General features: G+C 69.7%; 21 protein-coding genes and 1 pseudogene. 5 read left to right on the top strand and 17 right to left on the bottom strand.

All coding sequences use genetic code 11. From position 1 onward, the window contains the following. Positions 1-2: 2 nt before the first annotated feature. From FHR82_RS47870 to FHR82_RS43500, 5 genes are all read right to left on the bottom strand, one after another. Positions 3-1,070 (bottom strand): gamma-glutamylcyclotransferase family protein, encoded by a 1,068-nt coding sequence (locus FHR82_RS47870; protein WP_184816559.1) that lies wholly within the window; start codon positions 1,068-1,070, stop codon positions 3-5. A 12-nt stretch (positions 1,071-1,082) separates the two neighbouring features. After that, positions 1,083-2,309: a C39 family peptidase gene (locus tag FHR82_RS43485; RefSeq protein WP_184816560.1), complete on the bottom strand. Its 1,227-nt coding sequence runs from the start codon at positions 2,307-2,309 to the stop codon at positions 1,083-1,085. A 245-nt stretch (positions 2,310-2,554) separates the two neighbouring features. Next, positions 2,555-3,106, bottom strand: coding sequence for a PadR family transcriptional regulator (locus tag FHR82_RS43490; protein ID WP_184816561.1), 552 nt, complete (start codon positions 3,104-3,106; stop codon positions 2,555-2,557). 63 nt (positions 3,107-3,169) lie between these two features. Next, positions 3,170-3,559 (bottom strand): PaaI family thioesterase, encoded by a 390-nt coding sequence (locus FHR82_RS43495; RefSeq protein WP_184816562.1) that lies wholly within the window; start codon positions 3,557-3,559, stop codon positions 3,170-3,172. Next, positions 3,556-5,193: a long-chain fatty acid--CoA ligase gene (locus FHR82_RS43500; protein WP_184816563.1), complete on the bottom strand. Its 1,638-nt coding sequence runs from the start codon at positions 5,191-5,193 to the stop codon at positions 3,556-3,558. The genes FHR82_RS43495 and FHR82_RS43500 overlap by 4 nt, the downstream gene beginning before the upstream one ends. A 268-nt stretch (positions 5,194-5,461) precedes the next feature. Between FHR82_RS43500 and mihF the strand changes: the two genes are divergently transcribed. Both mihF and FHR82_RS43510 read left to right on the top strand, forming a co-directional pair. Beyond that, positions 5,462-5,773, top strand: coding sequence for an integration host factor, actinobacterial type (mihF, locus tag FHR82_RS43505; RefSeq protein WP_184816564.1), 312 nt, complete (start codon positions 5,462-5,464; stop codon positions 5,771-5,773). Between the two features lie 108 nt (positions 5,774-5,881). After that, positions 5,882-7,009: an isochorismate synthase gene (locus FHR82_RS43510; protein WP_311771575.1), complete on the top strand. Its 1,128-nt coding sequence runs from the start codon at positions 5,882-5,884 to the stop codon at positions 7,007-7,009. Here FHR82_RS43510 and FHR82_RS43515 read toward each other — a convergent pair. The 10 genes and pseudogenes from FHR82_RS43515 to FHR82_RS43555 form a co-directional block, all read right to left on the bottom strand. Next, positions 6,992-7,699 (bottom strand): 4'-phosphopantetheinyl transferase family protein, encoded by a 708-nt coding sequence (locus FHR82_RS43515; protein WP_184816565.1) that lies wholly within the window; start codon positions 7,697-7,699, stop codon positions 6,992-6,994. The two genes, FHR82_RS43510 and FHR82_RS43515, sit on opposite strands and share 18 nt — an antisense overlap. Before the next feature lie 53 nt (positions 7,700-7,752). Further along, complete coding sequence (locus FHR82_RS43520) at positions 7,753-9,393, bottom strand: substrate-binding and VWA domain-containing protein (protein ID WP_311771576.1); 1,641 nt, start codon at positions 9,391-9,393, stop codon at positions 7,753-7,755. Between the two features lie 138 nt (positions 9,394-9,531). Beyond that, complete coding sequence (locus FHR82_RS43525) at positions 9,532-11,331, bottom strand: AMP-dependent synthetase/ligase (protein WP_184816567.1); 1,800 nt, start codon at positions 11,329-11,331, stop codon at positions 9,532-9,534. A 138-nt stretch (positions 11,332-11,469) separates the two neighbouring features. Beyond that, a complete protein-coding gene (locus FHR82_RS48220) occupies positions 11,470-11,790 on the bottom strand; it encodes a proprotein convertase P-domain-containing protein (protein WP_376706500.1) in 321 nt (106 codons plus the stop codon). A gap of 48 nt (positions 11,791-11,838) precedes the next feature. Beyond that, positions 11,839-12,621 (bottom strand): annotated as a pseudogene (locus tag FHR82_RS43530) (S1 family peptidase); the annotation flags it as partial. Between the two features lie 16 nt (positions 12,622-12,637). After that, positions 12,638-14,293, bottom strand: a complete 1,656-nt coding sequence (locus FHR82_RS43535; RefSeq protein ID WP_311771577.1) for a M14 family metallopeptidase — start codon at positions 14,291-14,293, stop codon at positions 12,638-12,640. Positions 14,294-14,897: 604 nt separating this feature from the next. Next, on the bottom strand, positions 14,898-16,451 hold the full coding sequence (locus tag FHR82_RS43540) for a succinic semialdehyde dehydrogenase (RefSeq protein ID WP_184816569.1): 1,554 nt from the start codon (positions 16,449-16,451) through the stop codon (positions 14,898-14,900). Further along, a complete protein-coding gene (locus FHR82_RS43545; RefSeq protein WP_184816570.1) occupies positions 16,448-17,314 on the bottom strand; it encodes an SDR family oxidoreductase in 867 nt (288 codons plus the stop codon). The genes FHR82_RS43540 and FHR82_RS43545 overlap by 4 nt, the downstream gene beginning before the upstream one ends. A gap of 155 nt (positions 17,315-17,469) precedes the next feature. Next, complete coding sequence (locus FHR82_RS43550; protein WP_184816571.1) at positions 17,470-17,628, bottom strand: hypothetical protein; 159 nt, start codon at positions 17,626-17,628, stop codon at positions 17,470-17,472. 92 nt (positions 17,629-17,720) lie between these two features. Beyond that, entirely contained in the window at positions 17,721-18,209 is a 489-nt protein-coding gene (locus FHR82_RS43555) for a MaoC family dehydratase (protein ID WP_184816572.1), read from the bottom strand. 362 nt (positions 18,210-18,571) lie between these two features. Here FHR82_RS43555 and FHR82_RS43560 point away from each other — a divergent pair, with 362 nt between their 5' ends. Together FHR82_RS43560 and FHR82_RS43565 are read left to right on the top strand one after the other, a co-directional pair. Further along, entirely contained in the window at positions 18,572-19,237 is a 666-nt protein-coding gene (locus FHR82_RS43560; protein ID WP_184816573.1) for a ScbR family autoregulator-binding transcription factor, read from the top strand. Between the two features lie 196 nt (positions 19,238-19,433). Next, the gene (locus FHR82_RS43565) at positions 19,434-20,069 is read left to right on the top strand and encodes a ScbR family autoregulator-binding transcription factor (protein ID WP_184816574.1); all 636 of its coding nucleotides are present in this window, start codon (positions 19,434-19,436) and stop codon (positions 20,067-20,069) included. Positions 20,070-20,142: 73 nt separating this feature from the next. Here FHR82_RS43565 and FHR82_RS43570 read toward each other — a convergent pair whose 3' ends face one another. Further along, the gene (locus FHR82_RS43570) at positions 20,143-20,805 is read right to left on the bottom strand and encodes an O-methyltransferase (protein WP_184816575.1); all 663 of its coding nucleotides are present in this window, start codon (positions 20,803-20,805) and stop codon (positions 20,143-20,145) included. A gap of 7 nt (positions 20,806-20,812) precedes the next feature. Next, on the bottom strand, positions 20,813-21,262 hold the full coding sequence (locus tag FHR82_RS43575; protein ID WP_184816576.1) for a MarR family winged helix-turn-helix transcriptional regulator: 450 nt from the start codon (positions 21,260-21,262) through the stop codon (positions 20,813-20,815). A 62-nt stretch (positions 21,263-21,324) separates the two neighbouring features. Between FHR82_RS43575 and FHR82_RS43580 the strand changes: the two genes are divergently transcribed. Further along, the gene (locus FHR82_RS43580) at positions 21,325-22,605 is read left to right on the top strand and encodes an MFS transporter (RefSeq protein WP_184816577.1); all 1,281 of its coding nucleotides are present in this window, start codon (positions 21,325-21,327) and stop codon (positions 22,603-22,605) included. Positions 22,606-22,663 lie beyond the last annotated feature (58 nt).

Consider the following 22,663-nt stretch of genomic DNA (forward strand, 5'->3'; position numbering starts at 1 on the left):
CCTCACCTCCGAGACGGATCCGCGGTACCCCACGGGGCCGTTAGCATACGCAATCCCGCGATTGGCCCGGTCCACACGTACGTCCAGCACAAACGCCCGCCTGGTAACGCAACGCGCACGCGCGAGTACTCGTCACCCTCGTATTCGTCCAAAATGGACAGAGCGCTGGCGGGTTGTGCCAGGTCCACCGCCCAACCGGACACGCCGGGCCCGTCTCCCAGTCGTAGCGCGGGATAGCCGAGCCCGGTGTCGAACAAGGTGCCGGGAAGTGCTGTGGCATGCGGTTTCCCGGTCGCGTGCGGCTCGAGCCGCCACCAGTCCGACGCGTCCGGGCGGAGCGTGCCGTAGACGAAAACGCGGCCGGGGAAGTCTTCCGGCGCTGGCGGGCCGTTGATCTCACGCACGGTGAGCCCGTCGGTACTCGCTGGTGTGCCGACCAGGGCGGCGGCACCGGACTGCGGAACGTCCAGGCAGCGCACGGGTTTCCCGCGTTCGCCGCCGGCCAGCAGCGGCAGGCGGCGCGGCGCGGCGGCGACGTACGCGAGTGGACCATCGACGACCGTCCCGTTGGTCAGCCGGACCTCACCGGTGTCCACACGGGCCAGACGGTAGCGCTCACCTCGGCCCTCGCACCGGTCGAGCACCGCGACCTGGTCGAGCGTGGCGAACCAGATCGCGTGGTCCTCGGTGTTGCCGGGCAGCGCGGCGAGCGTCGCGGGCCGCTGGTCGTCGACCACGCGCAACCCGCTCGCCCAGACCGCGGCGAGATCCGTGCAGCGCGCGCGGAACAGCACGGCCGGGCCGTCGAGACCCAGCGCGTCCCGCAACCACGTGATCTTCGACGGGCACGCGTTCGAGCCGTAACAGAGCACCGGCACGCGTTCGCGGAGCGGTACGGCGTTCCGTGTCGCGAGCCAGTCGTCGAGGTCCCGGCCGTCGGCGCGCCAGCCCGACGACGCCACCGGGTCGGGGGTCAGCTCCCACCCGGTGGCGTCGTCGTGCACGTAGGAAACCGGTGGGCGGCGGCCCGGATAGGGCACCGCCGGGTAGTCCTCGTCGGCGAAGCTCACGCCCCTACCGTGTCAGAGGCGCGGCAGCTTCTTCCACGGCGGCGCGATGATGTAAGCCACGCCACCCGGACCGCCGGAGATGCCGCCCGACGCGTTGTGGCGCTTGGTGCGCAGCCAGATGTTCGCGAACTGGTCGCGCTTGTAGACATTCCGGACGGCTTCGTTGCTGCTGGAAGCGGGGTCGTTCGCGATGATGTCGCCGTTCTCGGTGAACCCGACGACAACCATGATGTGGCCCGCCGTGCCGTAGCCGGCGCCGTCCAGCTCGCTCGCGAGGAACGACTGCGAGGTGATCACCGGGATGCCCGCCTTGATGTACTTCTCGAGGTCGGTGATCGAGGACAGGCGGGTGATGTGCCCGTTGAGTCCGAAGGAGGCGGCGTAGGCGGTGTTGAACGGCCAGTTGCCGGTGCCGTCGTAGTCGTGGTCGTAGGTGAAGCGGGCGGCGTGCGGGACCGTCGGGTCGGCGAGGTTCGGGTCGACCCAGTCCAGGTCCTCGTCGCTGGGCTTCTTGCCCCAGTACTCGATCACCATCTCCGTCGAGGTCGGGCTGCACCACGCCTCGCCGCCACCGCCGTACTCCGGGTACTCGCCGGCATGGGTGTTCTGCGAGTAGCGCGGCACCGGCAGCTCGGTGCCCCACGCGCCCGCCGACGGTCCGGCGGGGACGGTGAACCGGTCGGGGATGTTCGAGGTCATCGCCCCGACCATGCCCAGCCGAGGCGTGCTGTGCGTGCCCCGTTCCCGGTAGAGGGTGACGCGGAGCTGGTAGGACGAGATCGGCTGCTCGGCGACGAACGTGTCCACGTCGACGTACCCGACGGCGTCCTCCTGGCCGGGCACGGTCGTGCGGATGACGTCGCTGTCACCCAGCGCCCAGCGGGCCATCGTGTACCAGCTGCTCTTGGTGCCGGCGCTGGTCGTGCCCTGCATCTCGACCTGGAGCCAGGTGTTCTTGGGGGTCTTGGCGTTCCACGAGGCGACGAGCTGGGTGGCGTCGAAGCCCTGCCGGTACTTCGGCGACGTCCACCGGCCGAACTCGTAGGTGCGGGTCGTGCCGAGATCGGGCTCGGTGTGCTCGACGGTACCCACCGGCCGGGCGATGACCAGCCCGCCCGGTGTGGGGAGCAGCCCCTCGGACTGGCCCCTGAGGAAGTCGGACATGGACCGCCACTGCCGGAAGTCGACCGGCGCACCGGTGGCCGGCGCGGCCGCCACGGGCGCGGGGGACAGCGACATGACGAGAGCGACTCCAAGCCCGGCGGCAACCGTGCCAAGACGTGACGAGTGTGCGCGCATGCGAATGATTTTCCTGTGCAGCCTAGATCATGTAAACAGGTGCCAATTGCCCGACGGGGCGGGTTGTGCACAGGATGGGCACATGTTGGGCCGGTTTTGTCGACTTTGACCGCTATGCCGGATTTTCCGACGACGGTGGCCGGTGGGTTCGTGAGGTGTCGGGGTGCAGTCGAGTCGAGCCCGGGTCAGCTCAGGTCTTCCTCTTCCAGTTCCTTCAGGAAGTCCGACCAGAACTGCTCCACGCACCGCTCGTAGCGGATCCCCAGCTCAATCGTCTTGACCTGCCACCGGTCCGCATAGTCCACGATCTCCGTGCGCTGGTCCTCGTACGCGTCCGCGCGCTCGCGGTGCGACTCGTGCCGGTCCCTGGCCAGCTGCAGCAGGTCCTTCCGCGTGCCGAAGTTCAGGAAGAACAGCTTCAGCAGACCGAGATCGCGCACCTCGGTCTGGTCCACCGTCGGCGACGACAGCCATTCGCGCAGTGCCTCGCGGCCCGGGGGCAGGATCGAGTAGGTGCGCCGTCTGCGGCCGCCCTCCTCGACCTCTTCCGCCACGTACCCGTCGGCCACCAGGCGGGCCGGCTCGTCGTACAGCTGGGAGTGTGCGAAGGCCCAGAAGTTGCCGATCGTGTTGGCGACCCACTGCTTCAGGTCGTAGCTCGTCGCAGGCGAGTAGCTCAGCATGCCAAGCACGACGTACGACGTCGCGGTCAACTTCCGTGTACGAGGTTCCGGCACGCGGCCGACGATACCCATCCCGGACAGTCGGTGGCGACCATTTGGCCTACCCCGTATGGGGTATCACAGCACCGCTTGGCTCTGCGTAACCCTTGCCACCAGCCGTTTTTCGTCATCCACAACGTCGGATTCGACTACGATGATCCGCCGACCGACATGGAGCGGACGGGCTATCGCGGTCGCGTACCCCGACCGCACGGCACGGAGGAAGTTGGTCTTCGACTCGATCGTCGTCGTGCCCTCCGCGCCGGACGGCAGGTTGAGGAACGCGCACAGGGCGCCGATGTTGTCCGCCAGCGCCATCAGCACGCCGCCGTTGAGGGCGCCGCCCGAGGTGCACAGCGGCTCGGACCACGCCACCCTGCCGCGTACCTCGGCCGCGTCCGCGGCGAGCACCTCGATGCCGAGGTGCGCCGCGAACGGGACGAGTTTCCCCAGGTCGATGGTGGTCATGTCAGGTGTGCGATGTCCAGCGAGCCGTCCGCGGCCGCCGCCCGCAGGCGCTTCTTGTCGAACTTGCCGACCGACGTCTTCGGCACCTCGTCGATGAACGTCCAGTTCTCCGGCAGCTGCCACTTCGCGACCTTGTCCGACAGGAACGACTGCAGCTCGGCGGGCGTGGTCTTCTCCCCGGAGCGCAGCACCACCGCCACCAGCGGCCGCTCGGACCACTTCTCGTCCGGCACGCCGATGACCGCGGCCTCTGCGACCGCCGGGTGGGACATCACGGCGTTCTCCAGGTCCACCGACGAGATCCACTCGCCACCGGACTTGATGATGTCCTTCGACCGGTCGGTCAACCGCAGGAAGCCGTCCGGGGTGATCGCGCCGACGTCGCCGGTGCGCAGCCAGCCGTCCGGCGAGAACTTCTCGGAGCCCTCCTGACCAGGCTCGACGCGGTAGTACGCCGCCGCGACCCACGGGCCGGCGCACTCCAGCTCACCGACGGCCTCGTTGTCCCACGGCAACTCGTTGCCGTCGTCGTCCACCAGCCGCGCCCGCACCGACGCGGGGAACCGGCCCTGCAGGATCCGGTACTCCCACGCGTCCTCCGGCGACAGCCCGGCCGGCGGCCGGGACACCGAACCGAGCGGTGAGGTCTCGGTCATGCCCCACGCGTGGATGATCGTGACGCCGAGCTTGTCGAACGCCGCCATCAGCGACGGCGGGCACGCGGAACCACCGACGACAGCACGCCCGAGCGGCGCCAGGTCCTGCGGTTTCTGGTCCAGCAGCGCGAGCAGGCCCTGCCAGATCGTCGGCACCGCGCCGGCCATCGTCGGCTTCTCCGCGGCGATCATCGCGGCCAGCGGCTCCGGTTGCAGGAACCGGTCGGGCATGATCAGCGACGCACCCACCATGAGCGCCGCGTAGGGCAGTCCCCACGACATCGCGTGGAACTGCGGGACGATCACCAGGGCCCGGTCTGCCTGCGACAACGCCATCGAGTCGGTCATGCAGACCTGCATCGAGTGCAGCCAGATCGACCGGTGCGTGTAGACGACGCCCTTCGGGTCGCCGGTGGTGCCGGACGTGTAGCACATCGCGGCGGCCGCGTTCTCGTCCACGACCGGCCACTCGAACTCGTCGGGCTGCCCGTCCAGCAGCTCGGCGTAGGAGTGCACGGTCACCCCCTCGGGGGCCTGCAGCGACGACGGGTCGCCGTTGACGACCACGACGTGCCTGACCGTCTCGAACGTCGGCAGGACCTTCGCGAGCAGCGGCACCAGCGTGCCGTCGACCAGCACCACGTGGTCCTCGGCGTGGTTCGCGACGTAGGTCAGCTGCTCGGGGAACAGCCGGATGTTGAGCGTGTGCAGGACCGCACCCATGGCGGGCACCGCGAGGTAGGCGACGAGGTGCTCGTTGTTGTTCCACATGAAGGTGCCGACGCGCTGGTCGGACGTGACGCCGAGACCGCGCAGCGCGTGCGCGAGCCGCGCCGCCTCCTGCCCGACCTCGGCGAACGTGCTCCGGCGCGCCTCGGCCCCGGTCCAGGTGACGACCTCGGCGCCTCCGTGGATGCGACTGCCGTGGCGAAGAAGGTTCGCGATGGACAGTTGACCGTCCTGCATGGTGCCCAACATCGCTGTTCAGCTCCCGTGTACTGGTGGGTACGTTGGCCCGAACATTAGTGCCGGAACAGCGTTCGTGAATACGGGTAACGCTGTGTGTCGGACCCCCGGAAGGTGGGTTACCTGCGGTTTCGGCGCGAACTCTTCGCGTGTCGCGCGTATGTTGCAGGTCGTAGATGTGTTTACTGGCAGCGGCGCCGCGGGGGAGCGGTCCAGGTTTCACCTGGTCGTCGGCCTGCGCGGGACGCGCCAGCAGTCGGATTAGGAAGGAAACACCACGGTGGCTCTGCCCACGTTGACTCCAGAGCAGCGCGCAGACGCGCTGGCCAAGGCGGCGGAGGCGCGCAAGGCGCGCTCCGAGCTGTTGGCGTCGATCAAGTCCGGCGAGCGGACCATCGCGTCGGTGCTTGGCAAGGCGAAGGAAGACAAGACCATCGGCAAGACCAAGGTCGCCGCGCTGCTGAAGGCGGTGCCGGGCCTGGGTGCCGTCAAGGTGGCCGCGCTGCTCGAGCAGACCGGCATCGACCCGGACCGGCGTGCCGCCGGCCTCGGCGACCGCCAGCGCTCCGCGCTGATCGACGCGCTGAACTGACACACGCCTCTTCAGGGCCCGCGGGTGCACTGCTCGCGGGCCCTGAACGTGTTCAAAATCCTACCCGCGAGTGAGTTTGGCGGCCGGTTCGGTGGGCATGATGGTGGGGTGATCGAGGACTATCGCCCCGGCTCGTTCCTGCTGACGTCCCCCCGCCGGGCGGTGCTGGCGACCGGCGAACGACAGATCGTCACCGAACCCGACCCGGACGAGCTGGCCAAGCGGGTCACGAAGCTCCTGGTCGACTCCGACACCCCGGTCGCGGTGGGCGCGCTCCCGTTCGACACCGACGCGGCACCCCACATCGTGCTGCCGGAGGCGGCCCGCTGGTCGGGCCCGCTGCCCGCGAGTCCCCGCGAGCCCGTCGGCGCCGCCGTGTCCGTCGAGCCGGTGCCCTCCCGCGCCGGCTACGCGCGGGCCGTGGCCGCAGCCGTCGACTCCCTGCGCGCCGGTGAGCTGCGCAAAGTGGTGCTGGCCCGATCGCTGCGGCTGACCATGGCCGCCCCGGTAGACGTGCGCACGCTGCTCGCGAACCTCGTGTCCGACAACGCCTCGGGCTTCACGTACGCCGTGGACCTGCCGTGCGCGTCCGGCCGCCGCACCCTCGTTGGCGCGACCCCGGAGATGCTGGTGTCCCGCACCGGCATGACCGTCGTCGCGAACCCCCTCGCCGGGTCGATCCCGCGCGAGCAGGACCCCGAAGCAGACCGCGCGGCCGGCGAGTCGCTCCTGGCGTCGGCGAAGGACCGCGACGAACACCGCGTGGTGGTCGAGGCGGTGGCCGAGGGGCTGCGCCCGTTCTGCCGCACCCTCGCCGTGCCCGCCGAGCCGTCGCTGGTCAAGACCACCGCGGTGTGGCACCTGTCGACCCGCATCGAGGGCGAGCTGCGCGACCCGGGCATCACGTCACTGCGGCTGGCGAGCGCACTGCACCCGACCCCCGCCGTCTGTGGCACCCCGGCCGCCGCGGCCCGCTCGACGATCACCGCACTGGAGCCGTTCGACCGCGGGTTCTACGCGGGCGCCGTCGGCTGGTGCGACGCCGACGGCGACGGCGAGTGGGTGGTCGGCATCCGCTGCGGCGAGCTGACCGAACCGGTCACCGGCCCGTCGACCATGACCCTGTACTCGGGCGCCGGCATCATGCCCGCCTCCGTGCCGGAACTGGAGGTCACGGAGACCTCGGCGAAGTTCCGGACCCTGCTGCGCGCGATGGGCCTACACCTGGACGGCTAGCCGCGCGATGAGGTCGGCCGCGTCGCGTTCGGTGACGGCCGGTGCCTCGCCGCCGAACACGGCGACACTGGCGCGGTACCCGTCGCCCGGCGTCAGGTCCGCCATGTGCACGGTCGCGACGTCGACCTCGGCCGCGTCGGAGGCGACGACCCGCGGCGGCTGGTCGTGCGCGGTGAGCGTCAGCTTGCTCATCGGCACGGTCATCCCCTTCCCGGTGGCCTTGACGACGGCTTCCTTGCGGGACCAGTAGGTGAAGAAGGCGCCCGTGCGGTCCGCACGGGGAACGCTCTCGAAGGTGGCCAGCTCGGCTGGCGAGAACGCGATCCCGGCAAGCCCGTCGATCTCGGCGTCCCGCACCTCCTCGACGTCCACCCCGACCGGCGCGTTGTCGGTGACGGCGAGCGCGACCCAGTCCCCGGAGTGCGAGATCGACACCTCGATGCCCTCGACCTTCGGCTTGCCGTGGGGCTTGCCGCAGTCGAAGCAGGAGCTGTCGATGGTGATGTCCCTCGGCTGTTTGCCCAGCTCAGCGGCCGCCACGCCGCGGATCAGCGCGCGGCCGGTGAGGAAGCGCCGCTTGTCGGCGTCCCGGCGGTAGTTGCCGTACCGCGTCCGCTCGATGTCGTCGAGGAGGTCGAGGAGCGCCGCCGTCTCGGCAGCCGGGTGCGCCCACCACACGTCGCATCGCATGCCCCGATCATGCCGCACGGGGCCTGGACATCCGCTCGTATCGGGCCAGCCCGTCAGCCGCCCGGTTCGGGTTCGCAGGCCGGGGGCTGGCACAGCACGCGGGACAGCGCCGCGTAGAAGATGTCACCGATCTTGGTCGGGTCCGGGGTGGTGAAGGCCTGACCACCGGTCGCGCCGGCGATGGCCTGCAGCTCACCAACGTCGATGTCCGGCCCGATGCCGATGCCGACGATCCGGATGGGACGCGCGAGGTCCTGGAGTTTCGCCAGCTCGGCCAGCAACTGGTCGCGGCTGATGCTGTTCGCGTCCTCGTTGCGGCCGTCGGTCATCACGATGAGCGTGTTGATCCGGCCGGGTTCGAAGTTCTGCCGCGACGCCTGGTACGCCGCCAGCGTGCTGTCGTACAGGCCGGTCGCGCCGTTCTGCAGGGCCTGCACCTGGCGCAGCTTCGCGAACGCGCCCGAGCTGACCTGCTCGGCGATCGGGGCCACCGGCAGCAGTTCCTTGTAGTCCTTGTCGCCGTCGAGGTTGGTCGAGAACAGCCAGACGCCGATCTTGGTGGTCGGCTTCATCAGGCCGATGCCCAGCTCCGCCGCCTGCAGCGTCACGGCCATCCGGTTGCGGCCCGTGCCGGGGACCGGTTCGGCCATCGAGCCAGACACGTCCAGCAGCACCTGCACGCGACCGCTGAGGTTCACGCCGGACCACTCGTTCAGCAGCCGGTCCACTTCGTCCGGTGCGGGCAGCTCGGCGGGGGTCGCCTTCGCCGACGACGTGCGTTCCTCGGTGCCGCGCTTGCGCAGCATCTCGCCGTCCGGCGTGCGGAAACCCGCGTCCGACAACGCGTCCGCGGTCGTCTGTGTCATGAGCACGGTCAGGAACTTCTCGGCCGCGGTCCGTTTCTCCGCGGGCAGGTCCGGCAGGAGGACGTACGGGTAGTCCAGCGCGGGCACCGCGGGCTGCGCGTACACCGCCACCATCGGCACCGCGTTCGGCTTCGCGTTCTGGCGCAGCACCGCCGCCTCCGACACGAAGAACCCGTCCAGCGGCGTCTCTTCCGACGCCGAGCCGGGCAGCCTGGCGAACAGGTCGTTCACCGACGGCAGCGCGTTCGGCGACAGCCGCCGCAGCTGCGTGGTGATCGCCGCCGCCGGGTCGGGCTCGGCCTTGAGCAGCGCGTGCACGCCGTACAGCACGGAGACGCCGACCGGCTCGAGGGCCGGGTCGGGCATGCCGAGTTGCAGTGCACCAACGCCCAGCGCGTCACCCCACGTCAGCGCCTTGCCGGGCCAGCCGACCTGCTTCGCCACGTCCTCGGTCAGTCCCAGCACGACCGGCGAGCTCGCGATCGACGTGCCGCTGACCGCCGAGGCGAACGCGCCGCGGGCCTCGGCGCGCTGCAGCCACACCGTCGAGTCCGGGATCCACACGTCCGGCTGCTCTGTCCCGTCCGACACCACCAGCGACTCGGCGGTCGCGGCGGACTCCCGGTTGGACACCTGCACCGAATAACAGGTGTCCTCAGTGGACAGATCGCGGGCCGTGCGCGCGATCACCGGTGCGATGTCCGGTGACGCGGTCACGTTGAGCCGCGTAGTGGTTTCGCAACTCGTCGTGCTCAACCGGTCGGACAGGAAATCGAACGTGAACCACCCGAGTAAGCCGAGCACCAGCAGTGCGCACAGTGCGATCACGGGAGATCTGCCACGCCATCCACGAGACTTCGCGGAGGAGTGCCGCCCCATGTCCGTCGACCTCCAAGCTGGCACGCTGGTCTGCCGGGTGGGAGCACTGTACCGAGAACCCCCCAGTCTTCAAGAGATCACGAGAACTCAGGTGTAGAGCGCGTCGACCTCGTTCGAGAAGTCCTTCATGATGACGTTTCGCTTGAGCTTCAGCGACGGGGTCAGGTAGCCGTTCTCCGGATTGAACTCGGTGTCGAGAATCCGGAACTTTCGCACCGACTCCGCTTTCGACACGGCGAGATTTCCCTCGTCGACGGCTTTCTGGATCTCCGCGTTCAGGTCGCTGTCCTCGGCGAGGTCGCCGACCGTCGCCTTCTCGTCCTTACCGGCCGTGGTCTTCCAGTAGCCGAAGTAGTCCTGGTCGATGGTGATCAGCGCGGCGATGTACTTCTGGCCGTCGCCGACGACCAGTGCCTGACCGACGAGCGGGTGCGCGGCGATCCGGTCCTCGATCACCGACGGCGCGACGTTCTTGCCGCCGCTGGTCACCAGGATCTCCTTCTTGCGTCCCGTGATCTTCAGGAAGCCGTCGTCGTCCAGTTCGCCGAGGTCACCGGTCGCGAACCAGCCGTCGTCGTCGATGGACTCGCTCGTCGCGGTCTCGTTCTGCCAGTACCTGGTGAACACGCCATCGCCGCGCAGCTGGATCTCGTGATCGTCGGTGATCCGCACGGCCGTGCCCGGCAGCGGCCGCCCGACCGTCCCCGGCTTCGCGCCGAACGGCGAGTTCACGAACGACGCCGCGGTCGACTCGGTGAGGCCGTAGCCCTCGTACACGGTGATGCCGACGCCGCGGAAGAAGTGCGTGAGCCGCAGCCCGAGCGCGGCGCCGCCGGAGATCGCGTACTTGACCTGCCCGCCGAGCGCGGCCCGCAGCTTCGAGTACACGAGCTTGTCGAACACCGCGTGCTTGACCTTCAGACCCAGCCCGGCCTTGCCGTCCGCCTCGCTCCACGCGATCGCGGTGGCCGCGGCGGCGTCGAAGATCTTGCCCTTGCCGCCCGCGTGCGCCTTCTGCCGCGCGCCGTTGTACACCTTCTCCAGCACGTACGGCACGGACAGGATGAACGTCGGCTTGAACGCGGCCAGGTTGTCGGTCAGCGTCTTCACGTCCGCCCAGTGGCCGAGCGTCGCGCGTGCGATCACGGCGCCCACCTCGACCATCCGCCCGAACACGTGCGCGAGCGGCAGGAACAGCAGCGTCGACGGGCTGTCCACGGTGCCGTCGCCCTTGAACAGCGCGGCGAGGTACTCGACGGCGTTGTTGCAGGACGCGAACAGGTTGCGGTGCGTGAGCGTCACGCCCTTGGGCCTGCCGGTGGTGCCGGAGGTGTAGATCAGGGTGGCGAGGTCGTCGACCTCGACCGCCGTGCGGCGCTCCTCGACGGCCGAGTCGTCGAGCGCCCTGCCCGCCCCGACGAGCGACTCGACGGCCTCGTCGTCGATGCGCCACACGTGCTCGAGCGCGCCCAGCTTGTCGCGGACCTGGTCGACGCGCTGCGCCAGCTCGGCGTTCTCGGCGACGACGCCGACCGCGCCGGAGTCGGACATGATCCACTCGATCTGCTCGGCGGAGGAGGTGACGTAGATCGGCACCGAGGCCGCGCCCGCGGCCCAGATGGCGAAGTCGAACAGCGTCCACTCGTAGCAGTTCGCCGACAGGATCGCGATCCGGTCGCCGGGCCGCACACCCTCCGCGATCAGGCCTTTCGCGACCTCGACGACCTCGGTGCGGAACTGCGCGGCCGTCACCTCCCGCCACGCGCCGCCGACCTTGCGCCGGAACACGACGCTGTCGGGGGCCTCGTCGGCGTTGGTGAACACGACGTCCGCCAGGCCACCGCTGTCGGGCACGGCCGCGAGCTGGGGGACAGCGAGTTCGCGCATGGTCTGCTCCTCGGTACGAGTGCGCCGCCGTCACCAGCGACGCTACCTCACAGTAACTTGGAGTATCTTGCACGCGCACGCGGCTGAGGGCCACCCCCGGTGATCACGGGGGCGGCCCTCAGCGCTTGACCGAACGGGCTAGACGGACAGCTTCCAGCTGTCGAGCGTGCCGGTGTCGGACCGGAACTTGTCCTGCACCCTCAGCTGCCAGGTGCCGTTCGCGGCCTCGGACGAGGCGTTGACGGTGTAGGTCGTGTCGACGTTGTCCGCCGAGTCGCCTCCGCTCGAGCCCTTCAGCCGGTAGCTCGTCCCGTCCGGCGCGACCAGGTCGATCACCACGTCACCCCGGTACGGGTGGGTGATGTGGACCTCGACCCGCGTCGCGTTCGACGCGTTGCCGGCGCAGTCCGCGATCGTCACCGGGCTGGTGACGGCCGCGCCCGCGTCCGGGATCGACACCCGCGTCGTGTTCGCCTGTGCCGCGCACGCGGGCGTGGTGCCCTCGCCGAGCTCGGCCGCGGCCGCCGCGATGGCGGACGCGAAGTGGCTCGCCTGCGTGTACACGCCCGGGTTCTCCGGGCGTGCGCAGCCGTAGCCCCAGCTCGTGATCCCGACCTGGACCCACTCGCCCGCGTCGTCGCGCCGGAACATCGGGCCGCCCGAGTCACCCTGGCAGGTGTCGATGCCGCCGTTGTCCCAGTCGCCGGAACAGATCTCCTCCGCCGGCACCAGCTCGCTGTACGCGCTGCCGCACCGCGTGTCGTCGATGAACGGCACGTCGGCCTTCAGCAGGTACCGCTGCTGGGCGCCGCCCTCGGTGGCCGCGCCCCAGCCCGCGACGGTGAACGTCCCGCTGTCGAAGTCGCCGTTGGTGGCGACCGCGAGCGTCGGGACGTCGACCGCCCGCTCCAGCCGGATCAACGCCCAGTCGTCACCGGACGGGTTCTCGTAGCCCGGTGACTGGTAGACGTAGTCCGAGCGCAGGGTGAGCCGTGCCGGGTCCTGCAGGTCGACCACACCCAGCGTGGCCGTGATGGAGGTGTTGGGGCCGGTACCCGACACGCAGTGCGCGGCGGTCAGCACCAACTGCTGGGTGTACATCGCCCCGCCGCACCCCATCGACAGGCGCACCATCCACGGGAACTCGCCCTGGGCGGCACGGGTGCCGCCCACGACGTTCGGCTGGAAGTCATCCTGTGGTGGTGCCGCCACCGCCTGCCCGGCTGCCGTGCCGAGCACGGCGGCCGCGGTCACCACCACAAGAGCGAGCTTGCTTCTCCAGGAGCGCATCCGCTTCCTTTCCCGGTCAGAACGTCAGACGCCACAGGTCGATGTAGCCGGTGTCGGCGCTGTAGGTGTCGCGCACCTGCAGCCGCCACGTGCCGTTCGCGACCTCGCTGGACGCGTTCACCGTGTAGGTGGTGTTCACGTTGTCGGCGGAGTCGCTGGTCGAGGAGTTCTTCAGCCGGTAGGCGGTGCCGTCCGGCGCCAGCAGGTCGATGACCAGGTCACCGCGGTAGGTGTGCTTGATGTCGACCGCCACCTGCAGGTCCGACGGGGCGTTGCCGGTGACGCCGGTGACCGCGATCGAGCTGGTCACCGCCGAGCCCGCGTCCGGGATGGTGACGTTGGTGGCGTTCTCGAACGTCGGCCCGGCCGGCGGCGGCTCGGAACCGTCGCAGGTGGCGCCGATGATGCGCGGCGGGCAGTCCGAGTAGTCGAGCAGCGTCAGGACCGCGTTGCGGTTGCGCGAGGTCTCCCGGCTGATCACCTCGTCGGGCGGGTAGAAGCCGTTGATGCCGCCGCTCGACGGGTACATCTCGAACGTGTACCCGTAGATCTTGTGGACGCCCCACAGCCAGTCGTCGATGGAGCCGTCGGTGATGTAGAGGTCCGAGGCCTGCTCCGGCGTGTAGCCGTTGGTCGAGGCCATCTGGCGGCCCAGCGTGGAGAACACCTGGTAGTCCTGGGCGGTCATGCCAGGGGCGGTGTTGTTGTAGGTGTAGCCGTACGGCCAGAGCACCAGCTCGCTGAACGTGTGGAAGTCGATGTTGGTCTTGATCTGCTGGACCCCGCCGACGACCCGGCTGTTCACGAAGTTGATGACGTTGCGGACCTCGGGTGCCGACCCGGCCGACGGCCCGCGGTAGGTCTCACTGGACGTGCTGCCGGACGACCCGCCACAGCAGCCCCACTGGTAGGGCCAGTTCCGGTTCAGGTCGGTGCCGACGTTCGAGCTGCCGGAGTTCGGCTGCCGGTTCTTCCGCCAGCCCGCGTACGAGCCGGAACGGATGTCCCACTCGCCGCCGTCCGGGTTGAGGTCGGGGATGATCCAGATCTCCCGCGAGTTGACCAGGTTGGTGACGCGGCTGTCGGTGCCGTACTTGTCGGTGAACTCGGAGAGGATGTAGAGCGCCATCTCGACGGTGAGGTGCTCGCGCGCGTGCTGGTGCGCGGTGAAGAGGACCTCGGGCTCGTTCTCGTCGGTGGCGGCGTTGTCCGAGATCTTCAGCGCGACCTGCTGCCGGCCCTCGTAGGAGTTGCCGATGGCGGTCTTGGTGAGGATGTTCGGGTGGTCCGCGACGGCCTGGTTGATGACGGCCGTCATCTCGGAGTAGTTGTGGTAGTTCGAGTCCGCGGGCGGGAAGTCCAGCGGCGTGACGTCGCCGTGGTCGTGCGTGTGCGCGAGGCCCTCCTGCTTCTCGGGTTTGAGCCCGAGCGCCTTGATCGCCGCGATCTCCTCTTCGGTGGCGGTGATGTTCAACGCCCCGTGCTCGAAGGAGTTGATGGCGGCGCCGGTGGCGGCGATCTGGTTGCGTTCCGCGACGGTGCTGATGCCGTCGATGAAGTACTCGGCGGAGTCCCGGCCCTGGGGGTCGGACGTCGCGCTTCCGGTCGTGGACAGAACAAGGGTCAGGGCGGCAAGCGCCCCGACCACCATGGACGGGCGTGTGTGTCTCACGCGTTCCTCCCGCAGGGGACGCCGGCACGGTGGCCGGCGCTGGAGGTTGATGTTCAGTTGTCGGCCGCACACCGCCCGAACCCCGCCGTCGAGGTGCCCTCACGGTCGGCATACGCCCGTTGACTGATAGTTCCCTCGCGAGACCCGCCTTCACAAGAGGGCGGCCTTCCCAGTTCACAGACAGGGACGGCCACGGCCCCCGATCACCAGCGTAGGCGCGAGCACCGACAGTCCGGCGGAGCTGTCCACAGCTGACGTGGTTGTCCACAGGTTCCCGCCGCACGCGGCGGAATCGTCGGTGGCGTCGGGTAACGTGGTTCGAGGGGGCCGGAGGCCAGGCGCGGCTTTGCGCGGCGCGCCAACTGTTCCGCGCCCATCATCGCCTGCTGTTCGCGGCTTCGCGTTGTGTGGCAACGATTTCGCGACCGCTGTTCGCCAGGTGGTTCGTCGCCGCCCGGCAACCGTCCACGAAATGCCCGCGGCGGCATTGTTCGCACACCACGGAACTGCCCGCCAGGCAGTTGTCCACAACCTCGCGCCGCGAGCGGCGGAATTGTCGGTGGCGTCCGGTAGCGTGGTTCGAGGGGGCCGGAGGCCACACCTGCTACCGCAGCCGCGTCTTCTTCATCAACCGCAACGACGCCGCCATGAACCGCGAATAAGCCCCGTGCGGCAGCCACCGAGGCGGGTTCAACAGGTCAACCCGTTGCGCCGCAACGGACTGCACCTCCGTGTACCGCAGCAAACCCTCCGCGCCGTGCCGACGCCCGAGCCCCGAAGCACCCATCCCGCCCATCGGCGCGTCCGTCGAGCCGAACGCCGACGCGTACCCGTCGTTGACGTTCACCGTCCCCGTGCGCAGCCGTGCCGCCACTCGCCCTGCCCGGACCAGATCCCGCCCGTACACACTCGCGTTCAAACCGTAATCCGTGTCGTTCGCCAGTGACACGGCCTCGTCCTCCGTCGCGTACGGGTACAGCGACACCACCGGCCCGAACGTCTCCGACGCGTGGCACAGCATGTCCGGCGTGACATCCGTCAGCACCGTCGGCTCGTAGAAGTACGGTCCCAGGTCCGGCCGCGGCCGCCCGCCCGCGAGCACCGTCGCACCCTTCGCCCGCGCGTCGTCCACGTGCTCCGACACCGTCTTCAGCGCGCGCCGCGACGTCAGCGACCCGAGGTCCGCGCCATACGAGTAGCCGGCCGACTGCCGCAGCCGCCCCACCTCCGCCACGAACGCGTCCGCGAACCGGTCGAAGATCGCGTCCGGCACGTAGATCCGTTCCAGCGAAAGGCACAGCTGCCCCGCGTTCGCGAAACACCCGCGCACCGCCGACCGCGCCGACGCCTCGATGTCCGCGTCGTCCAGCACGATCATCGGGTTCTTGCCGCCCAGCTCCAGCGAGCACCCGATCAGCCGCTCACCCGCGCGCGCCGCGATCAGCGCACCCGTGCGCGTCGAACCCGTGAACCCTATGTAGTCGCAGGTGTCCACGACCGCGCCACCGATCGTGGGACCGTCACCCAGCACCACCTGCAGCAGACCTTCCGGCAGACCCGCCCGGTACAACAGGTCGGCACCGAACAGCGGGCTCAGCGCGGTCTGGCTGTCCGGCTTCAGCACCACCCCGTTGCCCGCGATCAGCGCCGGGATGAGGTCACCGAGCGCGAGCGCGAACGGGTAGTTCCACGGCGAGATGATCCCGACGACACCCTTCGGCTGCCGCAGCTCGGTGAGCTTGATCGCGGCAGGCATGAGGCCGGCCCGCTTCACGGGGCGCAACAGCTTCCGCGCGGTGCGCAGGTAGTAGCTCGTCACCAGCGCCGGCTCGCACAGCTCCTCGAACGCGTCCCGCCTGGCCTTGCCGGTCTCGGCCTGCAGCAGGTCGGCGACGATTTCGCGGTCCCGGATCAGCAGTGCGTGGAAGCGGTGGAACACGCGGAGCCGGTCCTCGACGGACCGCGCCGCCCACTCCTGCCGCGCGCGGGCCGCCCGCTCGTAGGCGGTGTGCACGTCGGTGACCGCCGACTGCGGCAGCACGGCCAGCTCGCCGCCCGTGAAGACCTCCGTCGACGTGTAGGTGTCCGAAGTGGACGCACACACGCGGGCGCGCAGGGTGTCGAGGAGCGTGTCGGTCAGCGCGGGCGGCCTGCTCATTCGCCGATCTCCCGGTCGGTCGTCGGTGCGCTCGCGGCGGCGCGGGCCTCGTACGCGCGCCGCGCTTCCGGTGACGCTCCGAGCAGGATCTGGTCACCCTTGAGTGTGCGCGACACCCATTCGGCTGCCGCGCGGGGGAGCAGGCGCGTGAACCGGAACGTGGCGTCGATCGACCGCGGCACGAACACCTCGAACCTGGGGTACCGCAGCGTCTTCACGATCGCCTCGGCGACGTCCGAGGTCTCGACCGTCTTGATGAACCGCGCGTCGGTGAGGCCCGAGGCGAGCTCGGTGCGCACGATGGCGGGCATCACGACGGAGATCTCGACACCCGAACCGCGCAGCTCGGCGCGGACGGCCTCGGAGTAGCCGACGACGCCGTGCTTGGTCGCGCAGTAGGTGGCGCCACCGGGGAAGCCCGCCTTGCCCGCCGCGGAAGCGATGTTGACGACGTGCCCGGTCCGCCGGGGCCGCATGCGCAGCGCCGCCTCGCGGGTGCCGTGGATGACGGCGTGCAGGTTGATCGCGAGCTGGTGCGCGGTGGTCCGGTCGTCCTCGTCCTCGAACGGGCCGAGCGGCATGATCCCCGCGTTGTTGATGAGCACGTCGATGGGCCCGAGCTGCTTCTCGACGTCGTCGAGGAACCGCGTGAACCCGCCGCGGTCGGTCACGTCGAGTGGCAGGGCGACGGCGTCGCCGCCGATCTCGTCGGCCGTCCCCTTGGCGACGTCGAGGTCGAGATCGCCGATGGCCACCGAAGCCCCGGCTTTGACCAGCGCGGATGCGGTGGCCGCGCCGATCCCGCGCCCGCCGCCGGTGATGACGACAACCTTGCCGGCCAGTGAACGAGGACGCCGCGCCATCTGAAACTCCCGACATACAATCCAGCAGGAATGTTTCCCCGAGCATCCCAGTCCCCCTGGGGCTGCGCAAGGGCGTGCCGGGAGCCGCGATCCGGCTCCGGATCGCGGCTCAGGGGTTGTCGTCGGCGGTGCGTGTGCCGGTCACGCGCGCGGGGTCAGGCACGGGCGAGCAGGTCGGTGGCGACGCGCTCGGTGTCCATGTTCTTGACGTCGGTGCTGCCGTGCAGGTGCGGGTGCTCCGGGTTGTGCTTGTTGTTGCGGTTCAGGCCGTAGGTGACGAGGGCGGCGATGAGGGCGATGACCAGAAGTTCCATGGCACTAAGTTTGCGCTCGTCGTGTTGCTGCCAACAGTGGCAGTCCGGACGTTGTACGACAAAATCCTGCCAGCAGTGCCTGCGGGGCGCGATCAGGACGCGATCGGCACCCACTCCTCCTCCGCCTCCTCCTGGTACAGCAACCGCAGGTCGGCCGTGCACGCCGGCCACCGCTCGCCCTCGACCTCGACGGCCACGGCCAGCACCGCCTCGGTGAACCCGCGGGCCCGCACGTCGGCCGACCGCAGCTCGGCCGACACCCGCACCCGTGCGCCGACCGTCACCGGCGCGGCGAACCGCACCCGGTCGAAACCCTTGTGCACCACCACGACCGGCCCGTCGACGGTGAACACGTCGGCCAGGAGGGGCAGGATCAGGGAAAGCGTGTACATCCCGTGCGCGACGGGCCCGCCGAACGGCCCGGACCGGGCGCGCTCGGGGTCGATGTGAATCCACTGGAGGTCACCGGTGAGCGCGGCGAACACGTCGACGTCGTGCTGGAGCACGGTTTGGTACGGCGACGTGCCCAGCTCCGTCCCCGCCGCGTCGACCAGTTCACCCGGTGTGGAGAACGTCCTCATGACCGTGCCGCCTCACTCACCTCGCCGAGGTGCCGCGCCACCTCCCGGTGGGAGGCCACGACGCCGACCTCGCGGTGCGGAATCCCGTGCGCATCGCAGTACCCACGAACGATAGGCCGCGCGAGGGGTAGGTTCGCTCGAGCCATGCTAGGGAAAACGTGGTGAAGAGCCGAGGCGGTGACTTGACGGAGTACCTTGCGGGCGTGGGGTCACCCGCATTACCGGAATCGCCGCTCCGGGCCTGGTGAGGCGATTGCGGTCAGCCGGCACGTGCCGTTTCGCGGGGTAGAAACAGCGCGGACGTCCGGTATGTTCGTCGGCATGGACACGGTCGTCGCCTCCTTCGTCGTCCGGGGCCTGCCGTGACAAAGCAGTCGAGGTCCGAGAACACGCGGCTGCACCTGGTGCGGTCCGCAGCGGAGTTGTTTGACCGCAACGGGTTTTCGGGGGCGACGTTGGAGGACGTGTCGCGGTCCGCCGGGGTGACCAAGGGCGCGTTCTACTTTCATTTCTCGTCGAAGGACGAACTGGCCGGGGCCATTCAGGCTGAGGCGTGCGGGTTGTTGCGCGCCGCGGTGTATCGGGTGGTGGGGTCGCCGGTGCCTGCCTTGCAGGGGGTGGTGAACGTGACGCACGAGTTGGCTTGGTGGTTGACGTCCGAGCCGTTGGTGCGTGCTTCGTTCCGCACCGCTCGTGAATGCGGCCACCGGGGAAAGCCGTTCCTGGATTTCTACGGCGAATGGCTGGCGGCGATCGAGACGTTGCTACTGGCGGCCGAGCGTGCGGGCGACCTTCGCGCGGACATCGACGTCGAAGAGGTGACCACACTCGTCCTCGCCGTGTCGTCCGGGCTGGAAATGGTGTGGTGGACGGGAATCCGGGACGGCGACCTCGGCGATGCCGTGACCGGCACGTGGCGCACGCTGCTGCCGGGGATCGCGTCGGAGTCAGCGCTGGCCGCCGTGCGAGCCGAAGGCGCCGAACGAAAATCAGGCGACGTGTGCAGCTCTTGTGCGCCAGGGGGTTGAACCGAGCGCGCGCCTGGGCATGGTGCCATCCTTCGAACAACCTGGTCGCGAGGAACGAAACCTACCACCCGGTATGTTTTCGACTTCGTTCGCGGGAGATCTGAGCTAGGCTGAGGGCCGTTGGACGGTTGGCGCGCGCGTCTCCGAGGCCCTGCGGGTCCCGCTTCGGTGACGCCATTCGCGGCTGGAGGCTGGAGTGGCAAGACAGGAACGCGCGGAACGAACCCGGAACGCGATCCTCGACGCGGCAGCGGCCGTGTTCGACGAGTTCGGCTTCAACGGGGCCAGCCTGTCCGACATCCTCGCGAAGGCGGGGGTCACGAAGGGCGCGCTGTACTTCCACTTCTCCTCGAAGGAGGACTTGGCGCACGCGCTGGTGAGCGAACAGTCCATCGTGGGCCAGTCCCTGCCGACCGAGCCGCCAACCGGCATCCAGACCGCCATCGACCTCTGCCACGACATGGCGAACTCGTTGCGCTCCAGCGTCCGCGTCCGGGCCGGCATCCGCCTCGTGATCGAGACCGGCACCTTCGCCGACCCCGCGCCGGACGCCTACGCGGACTGGATCCGGACAGTGCGCGACTACATGGTGGCCGCCCAGGAACGCGGCGACCTCAAGGCCGACCTCGACCCGTACGTCATCGCCCGCTGGGTGATCGCGTCGTTCACGGGGATCCAGATCTCCTCGCAGGTGCTGTCCGGCCGCGAGGACATCCACGAGCGGGTGACGGAGATGTGGCGCATCGCCCTGCCGGGTCTCGTTCCCCCGAGACGCGTGGCCCGCTTCGTCCCGGCGGGCACGGCCGGTTACGGCGCCAAGGACATCGCCTGATCCTGGGGCCGGGTGCCACGCTTCGTGGTGGCGCGCACCCGGCCCCCGTGTCCGGTCACGGCTCGCAGGCGGTTCAGCCCTCGACCACGGCGAGCGCGAAACCGTCGTAGCCCTTGTCGCCGACCGTCTGGACCATCGTCGCCGACACCCGGGGGTCCTTCGCCAGCAGCGAACCCAGCTGGCGAGTGCCGACGACGGACGGATCGGTGCTGGTCGCGTCGACCACCTGACCGCTGCGGACCACGTTGTCGACGATGATCACGCTGCCCGGCCGCGAGTGGTCGAGCGCCCATTCGACGTACCGCGGGTTGTTGACCTTGTCGGCGTCGATGAAGAACAGGTCGAACGGGGCCTCGCCGGCGATCGCGGGCAGGGAGTCGAGCGCGGCGCCGACCTTCACCTCGACGCGGTCGGCGAGACCGGCGGCCGCGATGTTCGCCGTCGCGACCTCCGCGTGCAGCGGCTCGTACTCGAGCGTGATCAGCTTGCCGTCCCGCGGCAGCGCGCGGGCCAGCCAGATGGTGCTGTAGCCGGCGAGGGTGCCGATCTCGAGGATCTTGCGCGCGCCGTGGACGCGGGCGATCAGGTGCAGCAACTTGCCCTGGGTCGGCGAGACCGCGATCTGCGGCAGCCCGGCTTTGTCGCTCGCCGCCAGCGCGTTGTCCAGTGCGTCGTCCGCGCCGATCAGCAGGCCGGAGATGTAGTCGTCGACTTCGGTCCACACGCGTTGTGTCATGCCGCCATTATTCGCGGTTGAGCTCACGCTCGAACGCGCCGAGCGTGTCGACGAACACGCGCCGCTGCTCGTCGGTGAGCGGCTCGAGCGCGACCTGCCACGCCTGGGCGGACGCCGACAGCCACGCCTCGACGGCCGCCGTGCGGTCCTCGGCGATGCTCACGATCGTCCGCCGCCGGTCGGTCTCGTCCTCGCGCCGGACGAGCAGGCCCTTCTTGCTCAGCTCGCTGATCATCAGGCTGACCGTCGCGGGCGCGACCTCGAGGCGGCTGGCCAGCTCGTTGACCGGCATGGGTCCGTCGAACTGCAGGTACGCGAACAGCGAGAGGTGGCGCGGAGCCAGTGAGAACGACGCCAGCTCCGGCGGGATCGGGGAGCGTTTGACGCGGCCGACCACCCGCGGGAGGAGCAGCAGGAGGGCGCGCACCGCCTCGGTGAGGCCAAGGCCCGTTGACATACCTTTGTCTTCCTAATAGATTTGCTTGCAAAGCAAAGTTGTTCCGGCTGGGGAAGGTTACCGTGGCGGACCGGTGGGGGTTGGTGGTCGCGGCGAGCCTCGCGATCTTCGTGGCGCAGCTCGACGCGACGATCGTGAACGTGGCGCTGCCGTCGATCGCCGACGCGGCGGTGGGGCAGTGGGTGGTGCTCGGCTACCTCATGCCGATCATCGGGCTCGCGTTGTGCGCGGGCCGCTGGGTGGACGCGAGTGATCCGGGTCGGGCGCTTCGGTTGGCGTGCCTGGGTTTCGCGGTATTCACCGTCGCCTGTGGACTGTCGCCTTCGGTTGGCTGGTTGATCGCGGCGCGGGTCGGGCAGGGAGTGTTCGCCGTGGTGCTGCTGGCGCTCGCGCCGATGCTGACGACGGTCGCGGTCGCGCCCGCGCGGCGGGCGCGGGCGTTCGGGATCTCGATGCTGTTCGGCACGGCGGGCGGGATGACCGGGCCGGTGCTCGGCGGGTGGCTGGTCGAGTCGTTCGGGTGGCCCTGGATCTTCTACGTGACCGTGCCGGTGCTGGTGGCGATCGTGGTGCTGTCGAGGCGGTCGCTGCCCGTCGGCGACCGCCTCGCGTGGCCGTCGCGGCGGTGGCTGGCCGAGGCGGCGACGTTCGGCGGCGGCGCGGCGAGTGTCCTGTTGGGACTGTTGCTGAGCCCGTGGTTACTGGTGGGCGCGGTGTTGCTGGTGGTGTGGTGGCGGGGCGCGGCGTCGGCGCCGGTGCGGGCGCTGCTGTCGACGAGGGGTGTGCTGGGGCCGCACGTCGCGCTCGTGTTCGTCTACACGGGACTGTTCCTGGTGACGTTCCTGGTGCCGTTCTTCCTGCGTGATCCCAGTACGGCGGGGCTCGTGCTGCTGGCGTTCCCGGTGTCGGCGCTGGTGACGGCGTACGGGGCGGGGTTGGTCGCGGACCGGGTGGGGACCAGGGTGGTCGCGCTGTGCGGGGCCGGGGTGATCGCGGCGGGGCTGGCGTCGCTGGTGGTGGCGACGGCGGCGCCCGAGGACCTCGCGTGGCGGCTGGCGCTGGCAGGGGCCGGGTTCGGGTTGTTCAACGGGCAGGTGCAGGTGTTCCTGATGGGCAACGCGCCGAGGGAGTGGCTGGGCGTGACGGCGGCGACGTCGAACCTGGTGCGGCAGGTGGGGATCGCGGCCGGGTCGGCGACGGGGGCGGCGCTGTGGTCACTGGCGGGTGACGCGTCGGCGCTGAGGACGGGCTTCGCGGTGGCACTGGGACTGACGGTGCTGTGCGGCGCGACATTGCTGCGAAGCACTGCGAAACCGCTGGTCAGCGCGTCCCCAGGACAGTAACCAAACCCCCACCCTGTCCCGGGGGCGTCCCGCCTTGCCAGCTTACCGGCTGGGGGCG

Source organism: Actinophytocola algeriensis, assembly GCF_014203735.1.
Taxonomy (GTDB): domain Bacteria; phylum Actinomycetota; class Actinomycetes; order Mycobacteriales; family Pseudonocardiaceae; genus Actinophytocola; species Actinophytocola algeriensis.